At 59.0% G+C, this 26,958-nt stretch carries 25 protein-coding genes; 20 read left to right on the plus strand and 5 right to left on the minus strand.

The genetic code is table 11. From position 1 onward, the window contains the following. Positions 1-16: 16 nt before the first annotated feature. The 12 genes from U5760_RS14885 to U5760_RS14940 all read left to right on the plus strand — a co-directional run bounded on the left by U5760_RS14885 (position 17) and on the right by U5760_RS14940 (position 14,206). On the plus strand, positions 17-1,369 hold the full coding sequence (locus tag U5760_RS14885; protein WP_322012769.1) for a Rieske 2Fe-2S domain-containing protein: 1,353 nt from the start codon (positions 17-19) through the stop codon (positions 1,367-1,369). Next, entirely contained in the window at positions 1,366-1,917 is a 552-nt protein-coding gene (locus tag U5760_RS14890; protein ID WP_322012771.1) for a 3-phenylpropionate/cinnamic acid dioxygenase subunit beta, read from the plus strand. Before U5760_RS14885 ends, U5760_RS14890 begins: the two co-directional genes overlap by 4 nt. Positions 1,918-1,919: 2 nt before the next feature. After that, positions 1,920-2,732: a 3-(cis-5,6-dihydroxycyclohexa-1,3-dien-1-yl)propanoate dehydrogenase gene (hcaB, locus tag U5760_RS14895; protein WP_322012773.1), complete on the plus strand. Its 813-nt coding sequence runs from the start codon at positions 1,920-1,922 to the stop codon at positions 2,730-2,732. Continuing rightward, positions 2,729-3,787 carry a nitronate monooxygenase gene (locus U5760_RS14900; protein ID WP_322012775.1) on the plus strand — a complete coding sequence of 353 codons (1,059 nt, stop codon included), beginning with the start codon at positions 2,729-2,731 and terminating at the stop codon, positions 3,785-3,787. The genes hcaB and U5760_RS14900 overlap by 4 nt, the downstream gene beginning before the upstream one ends. Further along, on the plus strand, positions 3,784-4,566 hold the full coding sequence (locus tag U5760_RS14905; RefSeq protein WP_322012777.1) for a 2-keto-4-pentenoate hydratase: 783 nt from the start codon (positions 3,784-3,786) through the stop codon (positions 4,564-4,566). The genes U5760_RS14900 and U5760_RS14905 overlap by 4 nt, the downstream gene beginning before the upstream one ends. Positions 4,567-4,673: 107 nt before the next feature. Next, the gene (locus tag U5760_RS14910; RefSeq protein WP_322012779.1) at positions 4,674-6,533 is read left to right on the plus strand and encodes a feruloyl-CoA synthase; all 1,860 of its coding nucleotides are present in this window, start codon (positions 4,674-4,676) and stop codon (positions 6,531-6,533) included. A gap of 18 nt (positions 6,534-6,551) precedes the next feature. Next, positions 6,552-7,493 (plus strand): acetaldehyde dehydrogenase (acetylating), encoded by a 942-nt coding sequence (locus U5760_RS14915; protein ID WP_322012781.1) that lies wholly within the window; start codon positions 6,552-6,554, stop codon positions 7,491-7,493. A 4-nt stretch (positions 7,494-7,497) separates the two neighbouring features. After that, positions 7,498-8,538 carry a 4-hydroxy-2-oxovalerate aldolase gene (gene dmpG / locus U5760_RS14920; protein WP_322012783.1) on the plus strand — a complete coding sequence of 347 codons (1,041 nt, stop codon included), beginning with the start codon at positions 7,498-7,500 and terminating at the stop codon, positions 8,536-8,538. Positions 8,539-8,552: 14 nt separating this feature from the next. Further along, a complete protein-coding gene (locus tag U5760_RS14925) occupies positions 8,553-9,569 on the plus strand; it encodes an FAD-binding oxidoreductase (protein WP_322012785.1) in 1,017 nt (338 codons plus the stop codon). A 432-nt stretch (positions 9,570-10,001) separates the two neighbouring features. Next, complete coding sequence (locus U5760_RS14930) at positions 10,002-11,081, plus strand: porin (RefSeq protein WP_322012786.1); 1,080 nt, start codon at positions 10,002-10,004, stop codon at positions 11,079-11,081. A gap of 195 nt (positions 11,082-11,276) precedes the next feature. Beyond that, the gene (locus tag U5760_RS14935; RefSeq protein ID WP_322012787.1) at positions 11,277-12,401 is read left to right on the plus strand and encodes a methyl-accepting chemotaxis protein; all 1,125 of its coding nucleotides are present in this window, start codon (positions 11,277-11,279) and stop codon (positions 12,399-12,401) included. A gap of 191 nt (positions 12,402-12,592) precedes the next feature. Beyond that, a complete protein-coding gene (locus U5760_RS14940; RefSeq protein ID WP_322012788.1) occupies positions 12,593-14,206 on the plus strand; it encodes a tannase/feruloyl esterase family alpha/beta hydrolase in 1,614 nt (537 codons plus the stop codon). Between the two features lie 94 nt (positions 14,207-14,300). Here U5760_RS14940 and U5760_RS14945 read toward each other — a convergent pair whose 3' ends face one another. Beyond that, the gene (locus U5760_RS14945) at positions 14,301-15,290 is read right to left on the minus strand and encodes an oxidoreductase (protein WP_322012789.1); all 990 of its coding nucleotides are present in this window, start codon (positions 15,288-15,290) and stop codon (positions 14,301-14,303) included. 86 nt (positions 15,291-15,376) lie between these two features. On the opposite strand from U5760_RS14945, the gene U5760_RS14950 reads away from it, so the two are divergent. The 5 genes from U5760_RS14950 (at position 15,377) to U5760_RS14970 (ending at position 20,104) form a co-directional block, all read left to right on the plus strand. Continuing rightward, positions 15,377-15,955: a cupin domain-containing protein gene (locus tag U5760_RS14950; protein WP_322012790.1), complete on the plus strand. Its 579-nt coding sequence runs from the start codon at positions 15,377-15,379 to the stop codon at positions 15,953-15,955. Positions 15,956-16,214: 259 nt separating this feature from the next. After that, positions 16,215-16,703 carry a YbhB/YbcL family Raf kinase inhibitor-like protein gene (locus U5760_RS14955; protein WP_322012792.1) on the plus strand — a complete coding sequence of 163 codons (489 nt, stop codon included), beginning with the start codon at positions 16,215-16,217 and terminating at the stop codon, positions 16,701-16,703. A gap of 2 nt (positions 16,704-16,705) precedes the next feature. After that, positions 16,706-17,620, plus strand: coding sequence for an AraC family transcriptional regulator (locus U5760_RS14960; RefSeq protein WP_322012793.1), 915 nt, complete (start codon positions 16,706-16,708; stop codon positions 17,618-17,620). Between the two features lie 246 nt (positions 17,621-17,866). Further along, entirely contained in the window at positions 17,867-18,940 is a 1,074-nt protein-coding gene (locus tag U5760_RS14965; protein ID WP_322012795.1) for a porin, read from the plus strand. Between the two features lie 381 nt (positions 18,941-19,321). Beyond that, positions 19,322-20,104, plus strand: coding sequence for a fumarylacetoacetate hydrolase family protein (locus tag U5760_RS14970; RefSeq protein ID WP_322012796.1), 783 nt, complete (start codon positions 19,322-19,324; stop codon positions 20,102-20,104). Positions 20,105-20,131: 27 nt separating this feature from the next. Here the strand turns inward: U5760_RS14970 and U5760_RS14975 are convergent, their stop codons facing one another. From U5760_RS14975 to U5760_RS14990, 4 genes are all read right to left on the minus strand, one after another. Then, positions 20,132-21,106 carry a LysR substrate-binding domain-containing protein gene (locus U5760_RS14975; protein ID WP_322012798.1) on the minus strand — a complete coding sequence of 325 codons (975 nt, stop codon included), beginning with the start codon at positions 21,104-21,106 and terminating at the stop codon, positions 20,132-20,134. 30 nt (positions 21,107-21,136) lie between these two features. Then, the gene (locus U5760_RS14980; RefSeq protein ID WP_322012799.1) at positions 21,137-21,928 is read right to left on the minus strand and encodes a substrate-binding domain-containing protein; all 792 of its coding nucleotides are present in this window, start codon (positions 21,926-21,928) and stop codon (positions 21,137-21,139) included. 151 nt (positions 21,929-22,079) lie between these two features. Continuing rightward, positions 22,080-22,904: a response regulator transcription factor gene (locus U5760_RS14985; RefSeq protein ID WP_322012800.1), complete on the minus strand. Its 825-nt coding sequence runs from the start codon at positions 22,902-22,904 to the stop codon at positions 22,080-22,082. 107 nt (positions 22,905-23,011) lie between these two features. Next, positions 23,012-24,145, minus strand: a complete 1,134-nt coding sequence (locus U5760_RS14990; RefSeq protein ID WP_322012801.1) for a TQO small subunit DoxD — start codon at positions 24,143-24,145, stop codon at positions 23,012-23,014. Between the two features lie 315 nt (positions 24,146-24,460). Between U5760_RS14990 and U5760_RS14995 the strand changes: the two genes are divergently transcribed. From U5760_RS14995 to U5760_RS15005, 3 genes are read left to right on the plus strand one after another with little or no spacing between them, the layout of a single operon-like run. Next, the gene (locus U5760_RS14995) at positions 24,461-25,231 is read left to right on the plus strand and encodes a ferredoxin--NADP reductase (RefSeq protein WP_322012802.1); all 771 of its coding nucleotides are present in this window, start codon (positions 24,461-24,463) and stop codon (positions 25,229-25,231) included. Positions 25,232-25,277: 46 nt separating this feature from the next. Beyond that, positions 25,278-25,844 (plus strand): DsrE family protein, encoded by a 567-nt coding sequence (locus tag U5760_RS15000; RefSeq protein WP_322012803.1) that lies wholly within the window; start codon positions 25,278-25,280, stop codon positions 25,842-25,844. A gap of 27 nt (positions 25,845-25,871) precedes the next feature. After that, positions 25,872-26,876, plus strand: a complete 1,005-nt coding sequence (locus tag U5760_RS15005) for a substrate-binding domain-containing protein (RefSeq protein WP_322012804.1) — start codon at positions 25,872-25,874, stop codon at positions 26,874-26,876. Positions 26,877-26,958 lie beyond the last annotated feature (82 nt).

Consider the following 26,958-nt stretch of genomic DNA (forward strand, 5'->3'; position numbering starts at 1 on the left):
ACTCGAGCGCGACGCAGTGAGCGAGCCGCTTGCGTATCTGGACCGGTTGATCGACCTTGAAAAAGGCAGTCTTTCGCGTCGGGTCTATTGGGATCACCAGATTTACGAGCAGGAACTCGAGAAGATTTTCGCGCGCAGTTGGCTCTTTCTCGCACATGAGTCGCAACTGCCCAAAGCGGGCGACTACCTGACCACCTATATGGCGGAGGACAACGTCATCGTGGTCCGCCAGAAAGATGGCTCGATCAAGGCGTTTCTGAATACGTGTCCGCACCGCGGCAACAAGCTGAATTTCACCGATGCGGGCAATGCGCGCAGCTTCGTGTGCAACTACCACGGCTGGAGCTTCGGCATCGACGGGGCGTTGCGCGGCATGGCGGGGCAGGCTCTCTTCGACGCCAGCGGCATGAAAGCGAGTGAACACGGCCTGCACCCGGTTGCGCAGGTTGCGTCGTACAAGGGGCTCGTCTTCGGCAACATGGATCCGGAAGCGCCGCCGCTCGCGCAATGGCTGGGCGATTTCCGCTTCTATCTGGATGTCATGCTCGATATGGATGGGCAGGGCACGGAGTTCGTGGGCGGGTGTGTGAAGTCCGTGATCCATTGCAACTGGAAAGTACCGGTCGAGAATTTCATCGGCGACATCTATCACGCCTTGTGGACGCATGACTCCGCAGCACGCGCGATGTTAGGTGGCCCGGTTGCCGAGGTCTATAAAGACCCTGAGTCGTATCACGTGAATTTCAACGGTCACGGTTGGGAGTTCAATCTCGACGTTATCGGCAATGCGGCAACGTTAGGAGACAAGGAGATCCGTAAGTATCTCTACGGGATTCAGCCACAGGTGGCGGAGCGGCTCGGCGAGTTCCGCTCGAAGATGATTGGCTCGATTTCGTCGGTAAGCGTTTTCCCGAATCTCTCGTTTCTGCCGGGGCAGAACACCTTCCGTGTCTGGCACCCTCGCGGTCCAGGCAAGATTGAGCTTCACACCTGGACCATCGTGAACCGCAGTGCGCCGCAGGACATCAAGGACCGCTGGCTCAAGGGAACAATGATGACGTTCTCGCCGTCGGGCGTCTTCGAGATGGACGACGGGGAAAACTTTGAATTCTCTACGCGCACGAATGCCGGTTTCGTTACGCGTCAGCAAGCGCTCTATATGGGTCTCGGCCTCGGCAGCCGCTTGACCTACACTGACTTGCCGGGGAATGTCTACCGCAACCAGGTCAACGAGGCGAATCACCGGGCGTTCTACCAGCGCTGGGCGGACCTGATGGGGGCGCGCTCCTGGGCCGAGGTTCCGCAGCGCGACAACGCGATGCTGCCGGAGAGCGCATTTGATCGGCAGGACGGGAAGGTGGCGGCATGAATGCCAATGCACAAGCGGAATTTGCCATTGCCGGCGAACAGATTGTCGACCAGGATACCGCGCACCGAATCGAGCAGTTTCTGTTCCGTGAAGCTCGTCTGCTCGATAGCGAACGCTGGGAACAGTGGCTTGAACTCATGACGCCCGACATTCACTACTGGATGCCGGCGATCGAGAATCGTCGCCGAGCTGACCGCCTCGGTGCGTACGCACCGGGACGAGGCGCCTATTTCGACGATAACCACTTTGATCTGGAGCGCCGTATTGCACGCTTCATGCAGCCATCGGCTTGGGCGGAGGATCCGCCAACCCGCCACGTGCATGTGATCAGTAACGTCGAGGCGCAGCACTCCGATACGAATGGAGAATTCGTCGTGTACTCGGTCTTTGTGAATTATCGGAGTCGTGGCGAGGCGGATAACGATCTGCTGCTCGGACGTCGCGAGGACGTTCTGCGCGAAGTCGAGGGGAAGCTGCGTATTGCGAGACGAAAGATCGTCATCACGCAGTCGCTGCTGATGTCCAAAAACATCAACACATTCTTCTGATTATGGGCTGGCTCAATGATGATGTTGCGCTCGTGACCGGCGCAAATTCGGGTATCGGCCTTGCCGTTGTCCGTCGCTTTCTCGCTGAAGGAGCGCGCGGCGTTGGCGTCCTGATTCGAAACGCCGCGCAGGCTGATTCCATGTACGAGGAGTTCGGCGACAAGGTTGTAGTGACGGTCGGGGACGTGCGCTCGCCGGAGTCCAACGCGGAAGCCGTCGATGCGACAGTGAGGACGTTCGGCAAGCTCGACACACTTGTCGGAAATGCGGGGGTATGGGACCACTTTGCCTCGCTGCGCAGGTACGAAGGCTCGACGCTCAAGGCGACATTCGAGGAGGTGTTCGGCGTGAATGTGCTCGGCTACATGCTTGCCGCTCATGCAGCAGCACCTGCTTTGCGCGAGACACGCGGAAGCATGATTTTCACGCTCTCGAATGCGAGCTTCTACGCCGGCGGCGGTGGTCCTGTGTATGTCGCGTCCAAGCATGCAGGAGTTGGCCTCGTGAAGCAGCTTGCCTACGAGCTCGCACCCGACATCCGTGTGAATGCTGTCGCGCCCGGTGGAACCGTCACTCCGTTGAAGGGGCCGCAGGCGCTTGGACGCGAGAATGACCGGCTATCGGACATCCCGGGCTTTGCGGAGACCGTCGCCGATGCTATGGCGCTCGGATTTATTGCCAGGCCGGAAGACCACACCGGCCACTATGTGCTGCTTGCTTCTCGCGTCAATTCGCCGGCGACGACCGCGACTGTCCTTCAAAGCGATTGCGGCTGGGAAATTCGTGGCAGGCCCGTGCGGAAGAAAGCACAGTGACGCGAACCACTGATTTAATCGCCATGCACGAAAACACTACTGCCTCTGAACTGCGCGCGTTGTTCGCGCGAACCCGCCTGCCGGTGATGGCCGCTCCGATGTTCCTGGTCTCGAGCCCGGAACTTGTCATTGCGTCGGCACATGCGGGCATTGTTGGCACATACGCAGCCCCCAACGCACGCGATATCGCCGCTCTCGACAAGGCACTGGGTGCCATCGCGGCGGGTGTCAAACGCGGCGGCACAGCTCCTTGGGCGTTGAACATGATTGTTCATAGCAGCTATGACAGATTCGACGCTGAACTTGACCTGGTGCTTCGATATCAGCCGAGAATCGTTACGACCGCACTTGGCAGTCCACTCCGGGTGCTGAAGCACGTGCACGGCTATGGCGGCTTTGTGATGGCCGACGTGGCGACACCCACGATGGCTCGCAAGGCAGCGGATGCCGGGGTCGATGGGCTCATCCTCGTGTGTGCCGGAGCAGGCGGTCATACGGGAACCTACCACCCCTTCTCGTTTGTAGACGAAGTGCGCAAATTCTGGGACGGACCGCTCGGCCTTGCCGGAGCCATTTCGTCCGGAGCACACGTGCGGGCCGCCCAGCAGATTGGCGCTGACTTTGCTGTGCTCGGCACACGCTTCATCGCAGCCGAAGAAAGCATGGCTCAGCCCGCTTATCGTGAACTGCTCGTTGAAAGCGGAATGGAGGACCTCGCTGCTTCCAGGGCAGTATCCGGTGTTCTCGCAAACTGGTTGCGACCGACGCTTGAACGTGCAGGCATATCGGCAGAGCAACTTGGCGAAGACAAGAAAATTGATTTCTCCGGCGATATCAGCACGGCTCCCAAGGCATGGAAAGACGTATGGTCAGCGGGGCACGGTGTCGGGGCGGTGAGGGAAATCGAGCCGCTTTCGGCCATTGTTGATCGGCTGGCGCAGGAGTATGCAGGGAGCCTCTCTGTTGAGCGTCAGGTAATCGCGCGGCTGGCCGAACAAGTTCAAGGGTGGAAGGTGGCTGACGTATCGGCCACCGACGAGGGAGCACTTCAATGACGAGTGAGCAAATCGAGCGAGCTGCTGGGGCCTTGCGAGAGGCACGTCGGACGCGTACGACAATCCCGCGGATTTCGGAAACTTATGGCATTGATGGAATCGACGCAGCGTATGCGGTCGCAGAGCTCAATACACGTCGGGATCTGGCAAGCGGGCGCCGAATGATAGGGAAGAAGATCGGACTAACGTCGAAGGCGGTCCAACAGCAGTTGGGCGTCGATCAGCCGGACTTCGGTGTGCTCTTTGACGACATGGAGTTCCTGACGGGGGCGGAATTGCCCGGCGAGCGCCTCACTCAACCCAAGGCAGAAGCTGAAATTGCCTTCGTATTCGGTCGGGATCTTGACGACGACGTAATCAGCTGGGGACGTTTTCTGCATGGCATCGAGTATGCATTGCCCGCAATCGAGGTCGTCGATAGCGCCATCCAGGATTGGAGGATTACCCTCGTCGACACGATTGCAGATAACGCCTCATGCGGTTTGTACGTGCTCGGGAGTCGTCCACGACGCATCTCGGAGATCGATCTGACCGCCTGCCAGATGGTTTGCAGTGCAAACGGTATTGTTGTTTCGGAAGGCTCGGGTGCCGCGTGCCTCGGCAATCCACTATACGCGGGATGGTGGCTCGCGAAGACCCTGGCCGCACGCGGACAACCACTGTGCGCGGGCGATGTCGTGCTTTCCGGTGCGCTGGGTCCGATGGTGGCGGTGTCCAGGGGCACTCAGATCGACGTCCAGATTGGTGGCTTCGGCTCCGTTTCTTGCCAGCTGGTTTAGTCATCGGCCAAAGCAGGCGGATGGAGGAGAGACTAATTGACCAAGACAGATAAGGCTTTTGCGAAAACTGGGCCGAACCTTGATATTCAGAGTGCGCAGGAGCCAGCATGTTGACCGGAGTCCATCGGCAATCCCCGCTTGCGCAAGCCAATGCGTTGGCCGTGCCGCACATTATTCGGGAGGACCGCAACGACGGTAGCTTCGTGCTCCGTTCGTCGGACCTTCTCCAGCCATACCATCGGCGAGTCGGCGAATGGCTCATCGAGTGGGCGCGCAAGACACCGGATGCGATCTTTATTGCTGAACGCGACATCGAGGGTCCTCGTAATACGTGGAGAGAGATTCGTTACTCGACGGCATTTGACAAGGTCCGCCGGATCGCGCAGTCGCTGCTGGACCTCGACTTGCCTGCCGGCGGTTCGATCGTCGCACTCTCCGATAACAGCGTAAACCTGGCGTTGTTGTCTCTCGCCGCAATGCATGTCGGCAAGCCAATTGCTGTCGTGTCGTCGGCCTATTCGCGTGTCGCGAAAGACTACGCGAAGCTGCATACGATGCTCGATCAGCTGGCTCCGGCCGTGATTTATGCGGAAGACGGGGGAGTATACGGGACGGCAGTCGAGAGCTATTCGGGTCGTTGTCATGTCGTATATACGCGCAACGTTCGTTCAGGTGCAATCTCGTTTCAGGAGATTGAAGCGACTGTGGCGACGGATGCGGTCGAGCAGGCGTTCCTTGCCACTACGCCGCAAACTACCGCCCGCCTGTTGTTGACATCGGGTTCGACCGGGAAACCCAAGGTTGTCATCAACACGCATGACATGCTTTGTGCAAACCAGCAGATGATTGCCCAGTGTTGGCACTTTGTGGACCGTGCTCAGCCGGTGGTCCTCGATTGGCTGCCCTGGAGTCATACCTTCGGTGCGAATCACAATTTCAACCTGGTTCTCCGTAATGGCGGCTCGCTCTACATCGATGACGGCCGACCTGTGCCGGGGATGATTGAGCGCACGGTTCAGAACCTGAAGGATGTCAGGCCCACCTTGTTCTTTAACGTACCACGTGGTTACGACGCACTATTGCCGTTACTGGAAAACGACGCGGAGGCGACTTCGGCACTGTTCGAGCGAGTCGAGATGCTGTTCTTTGCCGCTGCGGCGCTTCCGCAAAAGACCGCAGACAGGATTCGGGCGCTCGCTTCAACGGTACGCGACGATCCCGTGTTCTTTACGACCGAATGGGGCTCGACTGAGACTTCGCCCGTGATTACCAGTGCGCACTTCGCCACTCATGACTCGCGCAACATTGGTGTGCCGGTCCCCGGCGTCGAACTGAAGTTTGTGCCCTGCCAGGGCAAGCTCGAGATGCGTGTGCGTGGTCCTTCTGTATTTACAAGTTACAGGGACGATCCGCAACGCACAGCAGCGGCGTTTGACAGCGAGCGGTTCTATTGCATCGGTGACGCCGGGCGGCTCGCCGATCCGGGTGACCCCAATCTCGGCGTCATTTTCGACGGTCGCGTTGCAGAAGACTTCAAGTTGACGACAGGGACGTGGGTATCGGTGGGTACGTTGCGGGTGCGAGTCGTGTCGGCGCTTGCGCCGTATGTCCAGGACGCGGTGATTACCGGCCACGATCGGGACGAAGTTGGCCTACTGTTGTTTCCGTCGGCCGCTCTTCGCGCATTAGCCGAGGATTCTACGGGGAGGCTGACGGGTGAAGAACTGGCCGCCCACGGAAAGGTGCAGCAAGTGCTGGCATCTGCGCTCGCCGAGTTCGGTTCGGGCTTGGGGTCATCCCAGCGTCCTGCACGCGCCATGTTGCTCTCGACGCCGCCGTCGCTCGAACTGGGCGAAATCACCGACAAGGGATACGTCAATCAGCGCGCGGTACTCACGATGCGCGCCGAAGAGGTCGAACGCCTTTATTCCGCGCATCACGCAGTTATCCATGTTTCTCACGCCTAGACTGATCAGGAATACGAAATGAAACTGAAAGCAGCCGTTATCGGTTCAGGTAACATCGGCACAGACTTGATGATCAAGATTCTGCGCCACAGCCAGCATCTGGACATGGCGGCGATGGTCGGCATCGATCCGAACTCGGACGGCCTCGCGCGCGCTGCGCGTCTGGGCATTGCGACCACGCATGAAGGCGTCGAGGGTCTTACGCGCTTACCCGTGTTCAACGACATCGATTTCGTGTTCGACGCCACTTCGGCCGGCGCCCACGTGAGGAACGATGCTCGGCTGCGCAGCCTAAAGCCGTCGATTCGCATGATCGACTTGACGCCCGCCGCTATCGGCCCGTACTGCGTGCCCGTGGTGAACCTGGACGCGCATATCGACGCGCCCAACGTCAACATGGTCACCTGCGGCGGCCAGGCGACGATTCCCGTGGTCGCAGCCGTTTCGCGCGTGGCGAAGGTGCACTACGCGGAGATCGTGGCTTCAATCAGCAGCAGGTCGGCGGGACCCGGCACGCGCGCCAATATCGACGAATTCACCGAAACCACCGCCAGGGCGATTGAAGTGGTAGGCGGGGCCGCAAAGGGCAAGGCGATTATCGTGCTGAACCCGGCCGAGCCGCCGGTCATGATGCGCGACACCGTCTATACGCTCTCCGAGCTTGCGGACCGCGAGAAGGTGGAAGCGTCGATCGAAGAGACGGTGAAGAAAGTTCACGCCTATGTACCGGGCTATCGCCTCAAGCAGAAGGTCCAGTTCGACGAGATTCCCGTGAGTGCGCCTTTGAATATTCCGGGCTTTGGCAAATTCAGCGGTCTGAAAACTTCGGTGTTCCTGGAAGTGGAAGGCGCCGCGCACTATCTGCCTGCTTACGCCGGCAACCTCGACATCATGACCTCCGCCGCGCTCGCCACTGCCGAGCGTATGGCGCAAACACTCCTGAGCGTACAGGGAGCCTAAAACCATGAGCAAGAAACTCTATATCTCCGACGTGACGCTGCGCGACGGTAGTCACGCGATCCGCCATCAGTATTCGATCCAGAACGTGCAGGACATCGCCCGTGCACTGGACAAGGCGAAAGTCGACAGCATCGAAGTCGCTCACGGCGACGGCTTGCAGGGCTCTAGCTTCAACTACGGCTTCGGTGCGCACAGCGATCTCGAATGGATCGAAGCGGTGGCGGAGGTCGTGCAGCATGCGAAGATCGCGACGCTTCTACTGCCGGGCATTGGCACGATCCACGACCTGAAGGCCGCTTACAACGCAGGCGCGCGCGTGGTACGGGTCGCCACGCACTGTACGGAAGCGGACATCTCGAAGCAGCACATCGAGTACGCGCGTGAGCTGGGCATGGACACGGTTGGCTTCCTGATGATGAGCCACATGACGACGCCCGAGAACCTTGCCGTCGAGGCAAAGAAGATGGAAAGCTATGGCGCCACCTGCATCTACGTGGTGGACTCGGGCGGCGCGCTGACGATGAACGACGTCCGCGATCGCTTCCGCGCCTTGAAGGCCGTTTTGAAACCCGAAACGCAGACGGGCATGCACGCGCACCACAACCTCTCGCTCGGCGTGGCGAACTCGATCGTGGCGGTGGAGGAAGGCTGCGACCGCGTCGATGCGTCACTCGCCGGCATGGGCGCGGGTGCAGGCAACGCGCCACTCGAGGTATTTATCGCGGCGGCGGAGCGCATGGGCTGGAACCACGGCGCCGACCTCTACACGCTGATGGATGCCGCTGACGACATCGTGCGCCCGCTGCAGGATCGCCCGGTGCGCGTGGACCGTGAAACGCTCGCCCTGGGCTACGCAGGTGTGTACTCGAGCTTCCTGCGCCACTCGGAGGTCGCTGCAAAGAAATACGGCCTGAAGACGGTAGATATCCTCGTCGAACTCGGCAAGCGCCGCATGGTCGGCGGCCAGGAGGATATGATTGTCGACGTGGCACTCGATCTGAGGAGCGGGCACCAACTTGCGTCAGATGACGCAGTGACCCGCTGATTCGGAACCGCACCATGGCGACGTTTAAAGTGAAGTTCGAGCCCTCGAACATCGAGTTGCCTTGCGACGGCGACATGACGTTACTGGACGTCGCGCTGGCATCCGGATATTTCCCGAAGCACAGTTGTCGACGCGGTGAATGTCGTGCCTGCGAGACCCGTATCGTTTCTGGGGATATTCAATATGCAGACGGATTCGCGCCAGACGATTTGAAGCCACGCCATTGTCTGACGTGCAAGGCACTTCCCCGATCGAATGTCGTGCTCGATGCGCCTGAAGTGTCGAGCGTGGCCGGCCGTCCGATTGTCAAAACAGGCGTTCGCGTGATGGAGGTCGACCGCGTAAGCGGCGATGTGACTGTCTTGCGTTTGCAGGCACCGGCAGCGGGGGGATTCAGCTTCGCTCCCGGGCAATATATGGATGTTGTACTGCGTGATGGCGCACGCCGTAGTTACTCGATGGCGAACGCGCCTACCGATGACGGCCAGATAGAATGGCACATCCGCGCGATGGCCGGTGGCAGATTTTCCCAGCATGTCTATCAAAATCTAAAGCCGCGAGATCTGCTGCGGGTTGAGGGACCGTTTGGTTCTTTTACGCTTCGCAACACGCAAGCGCCAGTGATACTGCTCGCGTCCGGCACTGGTTACGCTCCGATCTCGTCCATCATACGTACACATTCTGCCGACCTCGCTGCGCGAGGGGCGACATTGTATTGGGGTGGTCGTCGAGCAGAGGACCTGTACGCAGCAGAAGAGGCTCGGAACTGGGCGAGTCTCTCACCAAATTTCAGGTTTGTCCCCGTTGTATCCGAGCCGGACGCTTCATGGAGGGGGCGTACAGGCTTCGTTCACGAGGTGGTCCAGGAAGATCACCCGGATCTTTCGATGTTCGAAGTCTATGCGTGTGGAAATCCACTGATGATCGATGCGGCGCGTCACGCCTTTCGAACGGAGTGTGGTTTGCGCGAAAGCAGCTTTTTCAGCGATGCTTTCGTGACGGCAGTCGATCATCAACCAAACGAAGAGTGATAGCCGTTTAGTGTTGCGGAAGACGGGCCAGCTCGCGCTTGATTTGAAGGAGTAGAGCTTTCGAATAGCTGTAAGAGCGGGTGTATACCCCGAGGCCAAACACGTTGACCATCAAAAGTCTTCACCATAACATACGCATACGAATGCGTATGTTATGGTGAACAAAGTGGTGGGATGGACGGATCGGGATGAAGTTTAGTGCCCCCCGAAGACCGCAGACCATAGATCACTGAGTGAATTGAAGGGCGGTAACGACATACGAATTTCTACAAGAATAAATAAGTATAACGAATAAAAATGCCATGAATTAAAGCGCTATTCCATGGCGAGAATCATCGGCAGGACGGCGATAGCACGACTCTGGTCTGCCGCAATGTATGCCTATCGAGCATGCTGGAAAGTTAAATTAAAGCCAGAAATGGAGACAAAGGTATGTGGAAACGTGGAGAGTGGGGAATCAAGGTGTCGGTACTGGCTATCGCCTGCGTGTGCGGAGACATTGCGCACGCACAGTCGAGCGTCAACCTGTACGGTCTGGTGGATGGTGGCTTGCTTTATACGAGCAAGACATTGAATGAGACGACGGGCCAGAACGCCGGCCATCAATTCTCGATGATCGATAGCGGTTCGGCGCCATCTCAGTTCGGGTTGATGGGTACAGAAGACCTGGGTGGAGATCTTCGGGTGAAGTTTAAACTGGAAAGCGGTATCAGCGTTGCAAATGGCGGATTTAACGACTCCAACGGGAATCTGTTCGGTCGTCAGGCATGGGTTGCGCTCGCGAGCCGGTATGGCCAGGTGACCGCAGGTCTGCAGTTTTCACCGTTCTTTCTATCGCAGTACGAAACAGACGCGCGTGGATTTTCGCAATTCGGCAGTGGTCTCGTAACATATATAGACAATGCTATCAGCACGGGAATTTTCAATTCCAACGGCATTTCATACGCGAGCCCGAACGTCGCGGGATTTCAGGGTAGCGCCATGTTGGCATTGGGTGGGGAGGCGGGAAACTTCCAGGCGGGGCGGCAGTACTCCGTCAGCCTGAAGTACGAAACCGGAGGGTTGCTCGTCAGCGCCGCGTTCTACGACGGAAACAGTGGCGGGACCGTGCAGACACCGGTTCCCACCACGGTCCCGTTTATCGGCAGGACGATTGGCGCGTCTTACAAGTTCGGCATTGTCGCAGCGAAGGTTGCGTTCGTGAACTACAAAGTTGCTGGATCCTTCAATAACTACATATACAGCGGAGGTTTGGATTGTTACGTGACGCCGCAATTCGACCTTAATGGCGGTGTGTACTATACGACCGATCGTGGCCATTCGGAGAATCACTCGATAATGGGCGCGATCGGTGCGCAATATTTCATTTCAAAACGTACGGCGTTGTACAGTCAGCTCGGCGTTGTAAACAATCACGGCTCGATGGACACCGGACTGTCGGTCAGCAATGCCCTGTTCGGGGTACAGGGAACGACGGTGGGTGCCGATATTGGCATTCGCCATACATTCTGATCGGAGGTGGCGGGAGCCGTCGCCATCAACTTATTCTGATCGCGCGACGGCGCCGCCTGGAGCCAACATCTGGGCCAGCATGCAACCAATGACTTCAAGTGGCCATCGTTCGGGGCATGAGGCGTGAAGTCTCCTGGCCGGCCTGTGCAGTCGGAGCAACGATTGACGGGGACTTTGGCGCGTCGAGGAATTCACTTGCGCAAGTTCTATTTTTCTATACGCCTCAAACTGATCGTTGTGTTCGGTTCGTGTGCGGTAGTGATGCTGTTCATGAGCTTCGTGATAGCGTCCTGGTGCTATCGTCTCGGTGGCATGGCACGCGCACCTGGAGAATGGGAGACCGCCGGTGTACTGGTCGCGGTGTCAGTCGGCCTGGCGGTCGCCGTATATGGCGGGTTTCACCTACACAACGTAGTTTGCAGCGGTCTCGGTCGAATGTCGGCCGTATTCGACTATATTGCGTCGACTTTGGATCTCTCCAAAAGAGCAGCACCGCCCCGGATGGATGAGTTCGGCCGAGCGGCTCTTTCCTTCGACAGATTTATGCGTCAGGTGGGGGAAACGGTGTCGATCGTACATACGTCAACGGGTTCGGTTAGCATTGCGACGCAGGAAATTGCAAGCGGTAACCTTGACTTGTCGATTCGCACGGAAAGGCAAGCGCTGTTGCTGCAGAAGGCGACCTCCACTATGGCCACTCTGAGCCAGACCGTCGCTCAGAACGCCGCAAACGCTCAACAGGCGAATACACTGGCAATCGAGGCATCCGGGACCGTGACGACGGGTGAGGAAGTCGTTCGCACTATGGTGGACATAATAGGAAGAATTAGCAAGAGTTCCGCGAGGATTAGCGAGATCACTGCGGTGATCGAGGGCATTGCTTTTCAGACGAACATCCTCGCACTGAATGCAGCCGTGGAGGCCGCTCGGGCGGGAGAACAGGGGAAAGGCTTCGCAGTGGTCGCTACCGAGGTACGCGGCTTGGCGCAACGCTCCGCGGTTGCGGCGAAGGAGATTCGAGATCTTATCGCTTCGTCGGTGGACGAGATACGGGCGGGTTCGGAGCAGGCAAGGCAAGTGACGGCCGCAATGTCAAGTATCAGGATTTCGATTGCACACGTAGGAGGCATTGTCAGCGAAATTGCACAGGCTTCCGATGAACAAGACTGTGGGATCGAGTATCTCCATCAATCAATCATCGAGATTGACCACGACACGCAACAGAACGCCGCACTGGTTGAGCAGGCCGCTGCTGCAGCGCAGTCCCTCGAAGAGCAGGCGACTACGCTGGTCAAAGCGATTTCGGTATTCAAAGTCTAGCGGTACGTACGTCCCTATCTTCAGCGCACCGGTTGTCGTGCTGCACGGCTGGTGGAGCGACGTTTGGTAAGAACCGAGGTGGAATTTATTTCATTGGTTTTTATTCATAAAAATTACTATGTAGTCCATAAAAAATAGCCTGGCGTACATGGCTGAAGTAATCCGCGAATATCGAAACTATGGAGGAGACAATGCATAACCGATTTTCATATCGATCACATTCATACGGTAGCAAGTTCGCGCAGTTGCTATTCTGTTTGCTGTTCGTGCTTTCGTTGGGAGCATGTGGCGGCAGTAGCACTCAGCAGACGTTCCAGCAAACGTGTGCAGGGTTGAAAGGCCAAAGTGTCGGGGAAGGAACGATTGTCAGCGCGGTAGATGTGCCGGCGTCGGGCGTCGTACCGGAAATGTGCACGGTGATGGGGGCGATCGTTTCATCTCCGGCATCGACCATCAATTTCAAGGTGGAGATGCCAACCACGAGCGCCTGGAATCATAAGATGCTGCAGGAGGGCGGTGGCGCGTACGACGGTGTGATCGAGGACTACACGAGCGTCTATGAAACAGGCAATGTGCGGCAGCGTGGTTATGCGGTTGTGGCGGACGACTCGGGGCATCAAAGCAGCAATATCGCGGATCTCAGCTTCGCGCTGAACAACCCAGTGGGCTTCGACAATTTCGCCGAGCTGGCAGTGCCGAGAACCTACGCCGCGGCTCAGGCAACGATCAAGCTAATGTACGGCGCCGCGCCGATTCATAACTACTTTTACGGCATGTCGACCGGCGGGCGGGAGGCATTACAGCAGGCGCAGCGTAATCCCCAAAACTATGACGGTATTGTGGCTGATGTGCCAGTCATCGACTACGACCAGGTGATTCAGAAGGGGATTGGTGTCCAGCAGCAAGCATTGAATTCGAACGGCGCGGGATGGCTGGACGCGAACAAGATCCAGCTTTATGCCAATGCCGAACTGGCGGCATGCGACGCACTGGATGGCGTAGCGGACGGTATTATTTCCAACGTCGCGGCATGCCAGACCGCATTCAATCCGCAGTCGCTTCGCTGCCCCGGTGGCGTGGATTCGGGCGATACCTGTCTTTCCGATGCACAGCTTGCAACAGTTGAATTACTCACCACCGACAGTACGTTGCCGGTGCCACTCGCAAACAACGTTACCGTGGCGCCTCGTTGGGGCATCGGTGCAGAAACGGACAGCGGCGGTGGCTGGGCCGCTGAGCAATTGGGGCCGACCAATGCTGCAATTGCGTCTGCGCTCGGGGTTTTCTCGGATCAATGGGTGAAGTATGCGATCACTGGCAATCCGGCAAACAACTTGTTGACGTACAACCCGACTTCCAATGTGCAGCAATGGCAGGCTGTATCGGAGCAGGTGAATGCAACGAATCCTGATATGAATGCATTTGCGGCACGCGGCGGCAAGCTTATTTTGTATTCGAGCCTCAGTGATCAACTGGTGGAGCCGTTTGGGACCATCGCCTATTACAATTCGGTTGTGCAGACCATGGGGCAAACGCAGACCGATTCGTTTCTGCGGTACTACACGGCGCCAGGTGTTACGCACAGCGGCACGGGACCCGGCGCGGGACTCGCGGATCGCCTCGGTGCGCTGGAAAACTGGGTGGAAAAAGGGGTGACGCCGCCGGACCAGTTGCTTGCAGAGAAACTGGCGGCGGACGGCTCGGTTGCGTTGACTCGCCCGATGTGCCGCTATCCGGCGTGGCCGAAATACAATGGCAGTGGCGACGTGAACTCCGCATCGAGTTTCACTTGCGTAACCTCCTGATACGAAGGAGTTATGGGACGAGGAGGTCGATCGGCCAGAATCTACCTTATCCGGACAACCCGCCAGACCGCGATCCGGCCGACAGGCGCTCCCACTAGAGCCCGAGAAGCCGCTCGCTGAGCCTCCACAGGGTGTCGGCGGACTCACGATCCACGGCGTAAGGCGCGACGCCGGTGAGTCGTGTGGCGTCTGCCATATCGATCTTCTCCAGTTGTATCGTCCTTAACGTCGCCACATCGACATTTTCGCAGTACACGCCGCCCATGTCTGCAAGTTGCGGGCTGGTTGCACACCATACCTGGGTGGCCGCGCCTTGCTCGACGGTCTTGAGTTGTTTGGCTGGATCGCGCACCGGCTTGCCTTGTTCGTCGAGAATGCCTGCGGCGACCAACTGCTCGTGCGAGACGTATTTTCCCAGCCCAGTATCGGCAATGGCGCCCGGATGCAACGAAAACGCGCGGATGCCATGACTTTTTTCGCGCTGGTCGAGGGCGACGGCAAAGAGGATATTGGCCGTCTTCGACTGTCCATACGCGGCCCACGGCGTGTACGGGCGACGCTCGAAATTCGGGTCGTCGAAAAACACGGGCGAGTAGCGATGGCCGAGCGACGAGACCGACACCACGCGAGCGCCTTGCGCCTTGCGCAGCGCAGGCAGGAGCCGCATGGTGAGCTGAAAGTGGCCGAGGTGGTTGGTCGCAAACTGATGCTCATAGCCCCGCGCGTCACGTGTCAATTCCGGCACGGCCATGATGGCGGCGTTGTTGACCAGCATGTGCAGAGTTGGCGTCGATTCGAGCAGTGATACGGCAAACGCGTCGATAGAGGCTGGATCGAGCAAGTCCATCGGCACAATTTCCACGTCGATGCCGCTCAGTGCTACGCGGGCCCTGCTCGTGTCGCGCGCGGGAACGATGACGCGTGCGCCGGCCGCGCGCAGAACACGAGCGGTCTCGCGTCCCAGGCCGGAGTAGCCGCCGGTCACGACTGCAGTCTTGCCGGAGAGATCGATGCCGGCGACGACCTCTTCAGCGGTGGTAGCGGCTCCGAAACCAGAGCCGATTGGTCTTTGTGGCGTCTGCATGGTGTCTTCCTGAACGAATGATGATGCAGACAGTGTGTGCTCAAACTCCTGTACGATGAATAATCAAAAATTCAGAATACTGTCGTATGAGTTCAGAAATCGCGAGTGATCCACTTTCCGATATGCTCATGCTGGTGGGCGCCCAACCCATTGTGGCAGGCGGCTTTTCTGCTGGCGGCAGGTGGGCAATCCGTTTTCCTCAACCGAACAAGATCAAGTTCTTTGCTTTGGTCAAGGGAAACTGCTGGCTTTGCATCGATGCGGCGACGGCGCCGATCCATGTTCAGCAGGGGGATGTTTTTCTCCTGACTGGCGAACGCTCGTTTGTTCTTGCGAGTGCGCCGGACGTGGTGCCGGTGGACGCATCGGGCTTGTTCTCCGGCAACGTGACCAAGACTGCGAAGATCGGCGACGGCAGCGACTGTGTGCAGATCGGCGGCCATGTCCGGCTCGCGAGGCCCGACGGCACGCTGCTGCTCGACGTATTGCCGCCGCTGGTACATATCTCCGCGCATCACGGTCAGGCAGCTGTCCTCCAGTGGTTGCTCACGCGCCTGGTAACCGAGCTTGCGTTCAATTTACCGGGGAGCGCGCTTGCTTCGACGTATCTCACGCAATTGATGTTTGTCGAAATTCTCCGTGCTGCGGTTCCTTCGTTCAAGTAAAGAGTGCCACTTCCGACTCCGTCCGCATTTCAAATGCTGACGTTCCCATCGAGCACCGTTCCGATTTGACACTCCCTGATTTGTGCGCAGATCGGCATCTAAATTGATCTGCCAGGCACATGTGCTGCCGCGGTTCACCTGTACCATTCAAACGGTTCAGTCAATGAAGCGCGGTAATCGATAGGGGGAAATCATGCCTATGTTCAGGTTTAAGTGTTTTTCATATTTTGCGGGGGTTATGCTCATGAGTGGAAGTGCCATGGCTGCATCGTTTGAAGTCAATAGCACGGATGCCAAAAACGGAATTCTTCCCGTTGTGCATTTCACCAACATGATGGGATGTCCGGGAGAGAACATCTCTCCGGAGGTCTCGTGGTCCGGCGCACCGGCGGGTACGAAAAGTTTCGTCGTGACGATGTACGATCAAGACGCGGCGACTGGTTCTGGCTGGTGGCATTGGGTCGTAGTCAATGTGCCTGCGTCGGCGACTTCATTGCCGCGTGGTGCTGGCGGCCAGGTTTCCAGATTGCCCGCCGGCGCCATTCAAACCAATACGGATGCCGGGATGGCAGGCTATGGCGGCCCCTGTCCACCCGTTGGGGAAACGCACCGCTATCTCATCACGGTGAAGGCGCTTGATGTCGAGAAACTGGATTTGCCCCCCAACGCTACTGGCGCGCTTGTCGGGTTTCTTTCCAACATGCATAAGCTGGGCGAGGCGAAGTTGACACTGACGGGGGCACGATAGTAATGGACGACAAGCATGCTACGAGCGACCGCGCAATCTACGTTCGGCAAGGTGTTGGTGTTACCGCTGGCATCCTGCAAAAGAGTGAGCTTCGTTTTAGCCGGCTTGTCGTCGATCAGCCAACGCTTATCGTTTTGCATCGGGGATTCAAGACGCTTCAATCAGGCGATCGGGTATGGCAGCTCGAAGGTGGCCAGGCGATCGCGCTCGCCGGCGGCCAAACTGTGACGATTGGCAATCGCCCCTCCAGGGACGGTGCCTATGAAGCCCAGTGGTTGACCTGGGATCCTGCGATCTTGGCGAACTACAACAAAGGTCCATTGAAGGATCCTCTTGTCGATGCGACTATTCTCACGCACATCGATGACGAGTTATATGCCGCGTTCCTTCGAGCGCGTGAGGCCATTAGGCTGAACGATGTCATTCCGCAGGAGGTGGCTCAGCACCGTGTCGCGGAAGTTCTCTTATGGCTTTCATCGTTTGGGATCCGTTTCCGGACCCAGACGACGATGTCTTTATCGACGAGAGTCCGGAAGTTGGTGGAATCGTCCCCTGGGGAGAAGTGGTCCATCGCGTCCGTGGCGGACCGCCTGGCGTTGAGTGAAGCAACACTGCGGCGTCATCTCGCGGTTGAGGGGGAGACGCTGGGAAATGTCCTTGTCGATACGCGGATGTCGCTGGCGCTGAGATTGTTGCAATCGACTGATGCGCCGGTCAGTAACATCGCTTTCGACGTAGGTTACGAATCGTCGTCGCGTTTCGCCATCCGCTTTCGCCAACGGTTTGGATTTTCCCCGACCGCTGTCCGTGGTCATCGTGGGAGGGAAGGTTTGATTGCTAACACGGTGATTGCATTGAATGACATGGCGTCGAGCGAATACTCGCACGTATCGGACGACGATACTGCACTCACCTGACGAAATGGTTAAGGTCAGTTTAACTAGCCCTTGGTTCATGATGGGCTATTTTCGAAAATTACTTTCCTTTTCTTGGGCGCACGCGGCCACTCCTGAATCACCGCGAATTTAGTAATCTAAATATAAATCCGTTTTACGTTTTAATGGAGCGTGCGATTATTCGAAGATAAAACGTATTTCTCAATATATTTAGAAATACTTAATAATTGTAATTTATATAATTTCAAAAACTGGAGACGGGTTTTCATGAAGAATTTTTTTGGAATGAAGGTGGCGATATTTGCGGTCGGAATGGCGGGTTCCGGGTTGGCAGGAGCGCAGAGTAGTGTGACGCTGTATGGCGTGTTAGACGCCGGATTGCTATACACCAGCAAGACATCGAGTCAGTCCAATGCTCAGAATATGGGGAGGCAGTTTTCCCTGGTAAGCAGTGGTTCCTCGCCATCGCGGTTCGGATTGACCGGCGTGGAAGACGTTGGGGGTGGTATGAAGGTGGAATTCAGGCTGGAAAGTGGTATTAGTGTCGCGAATGGCGGCCTCGGCAATTCCAATGGCAATCTGTTTGGTCGTCAGGCATGGGTAGGGCTGGACAGTCATTACGGCGTAGTTACGGCAGGCCTGCAATTTTCACCGCTTTTCCTCGCATTACGTGACACGGACCCTCGCGGGTTCAGTCAGTTCGGCAGCGGTCTCGTCACATATATTGGCAACGTCGCTGGTACAAGTATTTTTAATTCTAACGGGATTTCGTATACAAGCCCCAAGGTCGCCGGATTAGAAGGCAGGGCCATGCTTGCACTAGGTGGGGCGCCGGGGAATTTTCAGGCGGGGCGGCAATATTCCCTCAGCCTGAAATATGAAAATGGGAATTTTCTTATTAATTCGGCGCTATATGACGGTAACAGCGGAGGCACTGTACAGACAGCGATTCCCACTACACTCGCATTCGAAGGGCGCACAATAGGAGTGAGCTACAAATTCGGCAATATTACCGCCAAGACCGCTTTCGTCAACTATAAGGTCGCGGGTTCCTTCAATAACAATGTTTACAGCGGCGGGCTGGATTTTATCGTTACGCCGCAAGTCGACCTCAATGGCGGCGTCTGGGTGACAAGCGATCGTGACCATACAGCCAATCATTCGATCATGGGTGCGCTCGGTGCGCAGTACTTCTTGTCAAAGCGGACGAACTTCTACACCCAGGTCGGCGTCGTGGAGAACCATGGTGCGTTGAATACAGGGCTGTTGGTGAACAGTGCACTTCCCGGTGCCAAAGGGGCTACGGTTGGCGTCGACCTCGGGATCAGGCATTCCTTTTAGGGCAACTCACCGTTGGCCATTGGAACGGTTTTCGCAAGCGTGCAGCATGACGTAACCATCGCGACCTGCTTGTGGCATGTTCAATTTCCCGTCGAGTCATAGGCTATGAGCTTTGCGCAGTTCGGCGCGGAAATTGCTCGCGTTGGCACATTTATTTAAAAGATGTCGTTTTATGATCCAGCAGAGATAAATGAAGTTGGATTCGCATATTAAATATTTAAAAGTAAATCCGTATTAACTTGCGTTTCAAAATAACATATTAAAGGGTATGGCATGCGAATTGTGAATTTCTCACGTGGTGACACTCCCCAGTTGGGGTTGGAGGTTGGGGAGACTATTGTCGACCTTGGGGTGGCTGCCCCCCAACTTCCACGAGAGCTGGTGGAGTTGCTGGCGCTAGGCGAGAATGGTCTCGATGTAGCAAGGGCCGCGGGCGAAGCGGCCCGCGGGAATGCCATCGTCAGGCGCGAGGATGTCTTGCTGCATGCACCAACCACGCGAGCCGGAAAGATGTTTTGCCTCGGCCTGAACTACGTTGAACATGCGGACGAGAGCGAGGTCGCCCGACCGGATTTCCCGGTCATTTTCCTTCGTACCGCAACGTCTTTGGTTGGACCGGATGCTGCCATTATTCGCCCGAATTGTTCCGATAGCCTGGACTTCGAGGGGGAGCTAGTGGCGATAGTCGGTAAGCGCGCCCGACACGTGTCGCCAGAGAATGCTCTTGATGTGATTGCGGGGTACTCGGTGTTCAACGATGCTTCAATTCGAGACTACCAGTTCAAATCGTCGCAGTGGACTTTAGGGAAAAACTTTGACGGTACTGGTGCGTTTGGACCTGTATTCGTCACAGCGGATGAGTTGCCGCCTGGAGCCGCGGGGCTCAAGATTGAAACACGGCTGAATGGAACGACTGTCCAATCAGCCAATACGAGCGACATGATCGTTTCAGTGGTGGAGGCTGTCGTGCTTCTCAGCAAGGTGACCACGCTTGAGCCGGGAGACTTGTTAATCATGGGTACACCGGGCGGCGTCGGGCTAGCGCGCAAGCCTCAACTCTGGATGAAACCGGGTGATATTTGCGAGGTGGAAATCGAGCGAATCGGGTGCCTCAGTAATCCCATCCAGCAGGAAGCGGGTGTAGAAGCTATTGCTGGGGCTTGACACACTTCATCGGTCGAATCGAAACGCTTACGCGGCGTCGTTTTCGGAAGGCGCTGCAACCGTTTTGCGCGGTTTCGGCGGTTTCGGCGGTTTCTGCCGTTTCTGCGTGCCCGTCGTCGTCGCCGCCGTCGTGGCGACGACGAGATCGAACAGCGCCTGGTTGCTCGGCGAGAGCGAACGTCCCTTGTTCCAGACCATGTGCAACGGCCTTTCGATACGCAGGTCATCGACTTCGATGATCGTGAGTTCGCCGCGCCGAATTTCGTTGCGCACACTCAGCAGCGATACGTAGGCGAGCGCATGCTGGGCGAGCAGCATGCGTTTGATCGCTTCCGTATCGCTCACCGACATCAGCGGCTCGATCTGCAACCCCGCGCGCGCGTAGGCCTGCTCGACGATGGCTCGCGTGCCCGAACCGGGCTCGCGCATGATGACGACCTGATCGACGAGGTCTCCGGCCCGCAGGCGCTGGTTCGCGCGCGGATGACCTGTCGCGGCGACCACGGCGATCTCATCGGAGCCGATGGGGTGCGCGTGCAGGACCGTGTCGTCGAACGGGCCCTCCACGAATCCCAGCGAGAACGTGAGATCGCGCAGCCCGGTTTCGACGCGCTCCGTGTTGGTGACGGTCAGGTCGATCGCCACGCGCGGATAGGTCGAATTGAAGCGCGCAATCATGTCGGGCACGAAATACACGCCGAGCGTGGCGCTCGCGCCGATCTTCATGTGCCCGGCGCCAAGCCCCGCTAGTTCTTTCAACTGGTTTTCGGCGCCGTCCGCGAGCGAGAAGATGCGGTCCGCGTATTCGAAGAGGGTCTTGCCCGCTTCGGTCAGCGCGACGCCGCGCGGCAGGCGGTCGAACAGGATCAGGCCCACCCGGTCCTCCAGTTCGCGGATTTCGCGGGTCACCGCAGGCTGGCTCACGTGCAGGCGCTCGGCCCCTGCGCTGACACTGCCTGCGCGTGCGACTTCGTAGAACGCAAGGAGGTGGGTGAAGTTCATCGGGTTTGGCGGTTGGGAGAAACGATACGTTCAGGCCGGCGCTTTGCCGTCCGCGGGCGCAGTGCCGGTCATCCAGCCCCAGCGCGAGAAGATCGCGGCACCCTCGCGCGACTTGAGGAAGTCGACGAATTGCCGGGATGCTGGATTGTCGGCCCCGCGCTTCGTTATCGCAATACCCGAGTCGCGATAGATCGCATAGCGCGGCTCGATCGGCACCGTGTCCGCGAGCGACGGGTTTGCCACCTGCCAGATGTTCCAGATCAGCCAGACGTCGATATCGGGCTGCGAGGTCCAGGTCTGCCGTGCGACGGCGCTGTTGCCCGCATAGCTCACGATGTTGTGGCGCAGGGCCTCGACGGTGCGGATGTCGCCAAGCCGGCCTGCCACGTCTTCCCACACGCCGTTCTGTCCCGCACCGTTCACGACGAGGACCTTCACACCGGGCTTGAGCACGTCCGCGAGACCGTGAATCTGGCGCGGATTGCCGGGGCGCACGAGGATCGCCATGGGGCGCAGATAGAGCGGCGTGGGCGCATCGGGCGTGAGCTGGTCGCCCATCGCCACGACGAAGTCGGACATCATCGTCTCCGAGCCGCTGAAGATGAGATCCGCGTCGGCGCGCGCGTGATCGATCCAGGCAGGGGTCGGGCCCGCCGTGACGTCGACATGCGTGCCGGTTTCCTTTTCGAACGCGGCGGCTGCTTCCTTCATCGCGGGTGCCGGGCCGCCGGGCCCATAGACGTGCAGCGTGGACTGCGCGGCGGCATAGCCGCACGCAAGCGAAAAGCAGAGCGCGCCGGCGGCGCGGAGGGCGAGCTTCATGGTGACTTCTCCGGAAAATGAAATGAGAGCGGGTGCAATCCGGCGCACGCCGCCCCGCCGCGTCGATTCCGGCGCGGCCGGATGGGTTTCGCGCGGGTGCGGGTGTACCGGGTATGGAAGTGGTTGGCGGCCATCAGGATGGCGGTGTTGATCACGGATAGCCATCACCGGCCCGGCCTGCCCGCATGTCGAGCGCAAGGGTCGGTGTCCAGGGGATGGCGGGCATCCGGATCGGGATTTCCGGGGCTGAATTGCGTCTCTCCATCGAGGGCGTGTCTCGGGTTTCCGATTGGAACAGATATCCCGCCCCGCGCACGGTGCGGATGATGCCCATTCCCGCCAGGTCGCCGAGCTTGCAACGCAGTTGCCCGATGTGAACGTCGACGGTGTTCGTGCCCGGATCGAAGCGTCGATGCCAGAGGACCTCGAGTATCTCGACGCGCGTGATGACCCGTCCCGGGTTGAGCATCATGAATTCGAGCAGTCTGAATTCCGTGGGGCGCAGTTGCACGGCGTTTCCCTTTACCGACACGCTGCGAAGAACCCGATCAAGGACAATGCCGCCACCCCGTAGAACGGTCTGGGTCGTTTCGTCGGACGAAGCGCTGCGGCGCGCGTCGCGTCGGAGGATTGCCATCGTACGGGCGGAAAACTCTTCCCAGTCCACGGGCAGCGGGAGGTATTCGTCCGCGCCCGAGCGCAGTGCGCCGATGCAGTGCTCGACGCTTCCTGCTGCATCGACGACGATCATGGGGATGGTGACGCCCAGGCCCCGGATCGAGGAAACGACGGAGAGCCCATCGAGATCGGGGAGTCTGCGGTTGAGCACCGCCATGCGGTAGCCGTTGCCGATCAGTTTTCCGATGGCGTTCCGGCCCGTGGCTTCGATATCGGCGCGCAGGCCCATCGAGTTCAGCGCCCGGGCAACGTTGCCGGAGATGGCAACGTCGGATTCGACGATGAGAACATGTTCCATGCGGCTTGTATCGAGGTAAGCGCCTTTGACGGCGGGCGCATGCTTCAGTCAGTGATCAATCCTGCTGAGGCGAACGCGCCTCGCCGTCGTTTATTCCGGTCGCCGCATCAGGCGCCGGACTGCGCGTTTGCCACTGCGGGACGGACCGGCGCCGAGAACGTGCGGCCGTCGACGTCGGTCAGGACGATTCGCGTTCCGTTCTTCGCATCGGCGGCGTTGCCGGCCGGCAACGCAAGCGTGATGTACGACGCCGCGCCCATTGGCGCACGCAGACCGAACGGGCCCGGGCCGAAGCGGTTGTAGTCGTAGTCGTTGGCGAACGCGGTTTTCGGCAGGTGCGAGAGCGCTTCGGCGTCCCACTGGGCGAGCGGGGTGCCGTTGGCATCGACGAGCGCGGCCCGCACGATATGCAGCGGCGCTTCGGGCGTACCGGCGTCGAGGGTTGCGTGAAAGCGCAACTGACCCTGGGCGTCGAGTGTCGCCTCGGCGAGCGTCACGTGATGCGCGGTCGGGCTCACGGGGCCGCTATGGAACGGCGAGAACACGGAGCCGCGATAGTAGTTATAGGTGCCCACGTCGAACACCACGACAAACGCGAGCACGATAAGCGCGAGCTTGCGAAAGCCGGCGCCTGTCATCGGCAGCGGCAGCGTGCCGGAGGCCCAGCGAAAGAGCGTGCTATCCGCGCGCGCCGGCTTTTTGCGCAGCAGGACGTTGTCGAGCGCATACGCGCCGCCGCCGCCGAGGAACAGCGTGGCGCCCATGGCGAGATTGCAGGCGGCCATCGTCCACTCGTCGATACAGGTTGCGCCCTGCCAGCCGAACATCAGCATCAGCAGCACGGAAAAACCCATCGATGCGAGCGCCGCTGCCCGCGTGTAGAGCCCCGCGATCAGCATGAGGCCGACGATGAGTTCGGCCGCGCTGAACAGGATCACGCCCGCATACAGCAGCGCGAAATGATGGAGCATGTAGCTGATCACGTGGTCCATGCCGAACAGGGCGCCGGGCATGGCCGTCTGGAACTTGTTTGCCATCCAGTGCGTGGCATGCGGATCGAGCTTGCTGGGAGCATAAATGAAGCGGCGCGAGCCGCCGCCCCAATAAATGAAACCTTGAATTGCACGAACTGAAATTAACGAAAGGCCGGCGGCTCGCACAGCAGACTCGTTGAGACCCGGCACGGCAGCCTGTGTCGTATTGATTCTGCCGTTGGCGGGGTGAAGGGTAGTGGAATTCATCGCGGTGTCCGGTAAGCAGGAACGCAGGTTCAAGGGTAGTGCCCGCCACCGTGTGTTCTCCTTTGCCGGTGCGGGTAAATCCAGCTTATCGGTAGAGCGTCGCGCGGAAAAATATCTTGATGGCATTCGCGCGATGCCTTTTAGGTATCTACGAGGTATCTGCGTTCGCCGCATTCATTACGGTTCGCCTGCTATGCGCAGAAGTCATGGCGACGATGCCATCCTTGTATTTTTCAGGGCGAGACCCGTTCCCTAGACTGCGGATCAAGCGGTCGCAAGACCTTCGCGAATCCAGTGCAAGGAATGGACGCCATCATGAGCAACGTCGAACAACAAACCGTGCTGTCGGTCCGCCATTGGACCGATACGCTCTTTAGCTTTACCTGCACACGCAATACGTCATTTCGTTTCGAGAACGGGCAGTTCACGATGGTCGGCATGGAGGTGGAAGGCCGGCCGCTCATGCGCGCATACAGCATCGCCAGCGCAAACTACGAAGACGATCTCGAGTTCTTCAGCATCAAGGTTCCCAACGGTCCGCTGACCTCGCGGCTCCAGCACCTGAAGGAGGGCGACCCGATCCTGATCGGCCGGCGCCCGAGCGGCACGCTCATCGTCGACAACCTGCTGCCTGGCAGGACGCTCTGGATGCTTTCGACGGGCACCGGCCTCGCGCCGTTTCTGAGCGTGATACGCGACCCGTCGGTCTACGACCGCTTCGATCGCATCGTGCTCACGCATACGTGCCGATACGTGCGTGAGCTCGCCTATCGCGACTACATCACCGAAGTGTTGCCGCAGCACGAGTTTCTGGGCGAGGCAGTGCGCGACAAGCTCATCTATTACCCGAGCGTCACACGCGAGGAGTTCGCAAATCGCGGACGCATCACGGACTTGATCGAGTCCGGACAGATCTTCGACGACATCGGCGTCGAGGCGTTTTCGCCCGCACACGACCGCCTCATGCTGTGCGGCAGCACGCCGATGCTGAAGGACACGAAGACGCTGCTCGAAGCGCGCGGCTTCGTGGAGGGCAGCCAGGCCGCGCCGGCGCACTACGTTGTCGAACGCGCGTTTGTTTCGTAATCCCGTTTCGCGCTTCTCTCTTTCACCTCATACGAATGGAACGATCATGAAAATTCTCAAGTCGATTGCGTGCGCAACGTTGGTGGCCGCCACGGCGATGTCGTTTGGCGCTCATGCCCAGCAAGCCGAACCGCAAGGTTTCTGGACCTCACCCACGATCCAGGGCTACGGGCCGATGCACTACCTGCCCGATGCGGCGTTCAAGCCCGAAGCCGACCATACCTACAAGATCGTGTTCGCGCTCACGCAGGGGCCGAAAACGCCCGACGCCGTCAATCCGGCACTCGACCACGTGGCGCGCACCGTCAATCTGTACGCCGCCGCGGGCGTGCCGCTTTCGCACCTGAAGTTCGTGGCCGTGGCCTACGGCGCCGCGACGCCGCTCGTGCTCGACGACGCACACTACCGCGCCGCGTACGGCGTGGCCAATCCCAATCTGCCGCTGATCGCGGAGTTGAAGAAGGCTGGCGTGACGGTGGCCGTATGCGGCCAGGCGGTTGCGGAGCATCACTTCAGCTACGACTCGATCGCCTCCGACGTTACGCTCGCGCTCTCGGGTCTGACGACGGTCACGACGCTCGAATCGCAGGGTTATGTTCTCATGCCGCTTTGATTGATCCCGCCGAAACGGATGCCGACCATGCCTTTCATCAGAACGCCCCTCTTTGCCTCGCTCGTCGCCGCACTCGGCGCATTAAGCGTATTGCCGGCCCACGCGGCCGATGCCGCGGCGACCGCTACCGCTTCCGCGCCGCAAAACGTCTCGCCGCCGTGGCAACACGGTGCGAACGACGACGCGGCAAAGCGCGGGCTCGATTTCACCGAGCCCGATGCCGACAATCTTGCCGACTTCCACGGCGATCCGCAGCATCCTGCGCTTGCGCTCTATGTCGGCGGCAATTACTTCTTCGCGATGGCGCCGCTCGTTCATGCGTTCGAGGACAAGTACCCCGAGTACCGCGGCCACCTGTATTGGGAAACGATTCCGCCCGGGCTGCTCGTGAAGCAGATGGAAAACGGCGGCACGGTGACGGTCGGCAACATGACGTGGACGGTCAAGCCCGATGTTTACCTCGCCGGCCTGAAGGCGGTGCAGAAGCAGATTGACCTCGGCACCGTCAAGGCACCCGCTGTTCCCTACGTGACCAACACGCTCACGATCATGGTGCCGAAGGACAACCCCGCGCATATCACGGGCCTCGCCGATCTCGGCAAGCCCGACGTGCGGCTCGCCATGCCGAATCCCGAGTTCGAGGGCATTGCGCGGCAGATCAAGGCGTCGCTTGCCAAGGCGGGCGGCGATGCGCTCGTGACCGCGGTTTATACGACCAAGGTCGACGGCGGCACCACGCTGCTCACGCACATTCATCACCGGCAAACGCCGCTGTGGATCATGCAGGGCAAGGTTCAGGCCGGGGTCACCTGGCAGTCCGAAGCCATGTTCCAGGAGCAGGCCGGCCATGCGATTACTCACGTCGACATCCCGGATGCGCAGAATACGACGGCGATCTATGCGGGCGGCATGGCCGCGCACGCCCCGCATCCGCAGGCGGCACAGCGCTGGCTGCAGTTCATCCGTTCGCCCGAAGCGCTTGAGATCTTCGAGCGTTACGGCTTCAAGCCCTATACGGGCGGCGCAGATTGAGCACGCGCCCGGACGAGGGCGCTGGTGCAAGAAAAGACCGTGTCGCGCGCGCGTGCGCGACACGGTATCGATGGAGCAAACG

This window comes from Paraburkholderia sp. J12 (genome assembly GCF_905220215.1).
GTDB lineage: Bacteria > Pseudomonadota > Gammaproteobacteria > Burkholderiales > Burkholderiaceae > Paraburkholderia.

Excerpts from the sequence above, each read along its gene's own strand:
- U5760_RS14930 (WP_322012786.1), top strand. The coding sequence starts at position 10,002 with ATGTGGAAACGTGGAGAGTGGGGAATCAAGGTGTCGGTACTGGCTATC.
- U5760_RS15000 (WP_322012803.1), top strand. The coding sequence starts at position 25,278 with ATGAAAATTCTCAAGTCGATTGCGTGCGCAACGTTGGTGGCCGCCACG.
- dmpG (WP_322012783.1), top strand. The coding sequence starts at position 7,498 with ATGAGCAAGAAACTCTATATCTCCGACGTGACGCTGCGCGACGGTAGT.
- U5760_RS14945 (WP_322012789.1), bottom strand. The coding sequence starts at position 15,290 with ATGCAGACGCCACAAAGACCAATCGGCTCTGGTTTCGGAGCCGCTACC.
- U5760_RS14955 (WP_322012792.1), top strand. The coding sequence starts at position 16,215 with ATGGCTGCATCGTTTGAAGTCAATAGCACGGATGCCAAAAACGGAATT.
- hcaB (WP_322012773.1), top strand. The coding sequence starts at position 1,920 with ATGGGCTGGCTCAATGATGATGTTGCGCTCGTGACCGGCGCAAATTCG.
- U5760_RS14975 (WP_322012798.1), bottom strand. The coding sequence starts at position 21,106 with ATGAACTTCACCCACCTCCTTGCGTTCTACGAAGTCGCACGCGCAGGC.
- U5760_RS14905 (WP_322012777.1), top strand. The coding sequence starts at position 3,784 with ATGACGAGTGAGCAAATCGAGCGAGCTGCTGGGGCCTTGCGAGAGGCA.
- U5760_RS14950 (WP_322012790.1), top strand. The coding sequence starts at position 15,377 with ATGAGTTCAGAAATCGCGAGTGATCCACTTTCCGATATGCTCATGCTG.
- U5760_RS14910 (WP_322012779.1), top strand. The coding sequence starts at position 4,674 with ATGTTGACCGGAGTCCATCGGCAATCCCCGCTTGCGCAAGCCAATGCG.
- U5760_RS14915 (WP_322012781.1), top strand. The coding sequence starts at position 6,552 with ATGAAACTGAAAGCAGCCGTTATCGGTTCAGGTAACATCGGCACAGAC.
- U5760_RS14990 (WP_322012801.1), bottom strand. The coding sequence starts at position 24,145 with ATGAATTCCACTACCCTTCACCCCGCCAACGGCAGAATCAATACGACA.
- U5760_RS14925 (WP_322012785.1), top strand. The coding sequence starts at position 8,553 with ATGGCGACGTTTAAAGTGAAGTTCGAGCCCTCGAACATCGAGTTGCCT.
- U5760_RS14960 (WP_322012793.1), top strand. The coding sequence starts at position 16,706 with ATGGACGACAAGCATGCTACGAGCGACCGCGCAATCTACGTTCGGCAA.
- U5760_RS14995 (WP_322012802.1), top strand. The coding sequence starts at position 24,461 with ATGAGCAACGTCGAACAACAAACCGTGCTGTCGGTCCGCCATTGGACC.
- U5760_RS14940 (WP_322012788.1), top strand. The coding sequence starts at position 12,593 with ATGCATAACCGATTTTCATATCGATCACATTCATACGGTAGCAAGTTC.
- U5760_RS14890 (WP_322012771.1), top strand. The coding sequence starts at position 1,366 with ATGAATGCCAATGCACAAGCGGAATTTGCCATTGCCGGCGAACAGATT.
- U5760_RS14980 (WP_322012799.1), bottom strand. The coding sequence starts at position 21,928 with ATGAAGCTCGCCCTCCGCGCCGCCGGCGCGCTCTGCTTTTCGCTTGCG.
- U5760_RS14965 (WP_322012795.1), top strand. The coding sequence starts at position 17,867 with ATGAAGAATTTTTTTGGAATGAAGGTGGCGATATTTGCGGTCGGAATG.
- U5760_RS14985 (WP_322012800.1), bottom strand. The coding sequence starts at position 22,904 with ATGGAACATGTTCTCATCGTCGAATCCGACGTTGCCATCTCCGGCAAC.
- U5760_RS15005 (WP_322012804.1), top strand. The coding sequence starts at position 25,872 with ATGCCTTTCATCAGAACGCCCCTCTTTGCCTCGCTCGTCGCCGCACTC.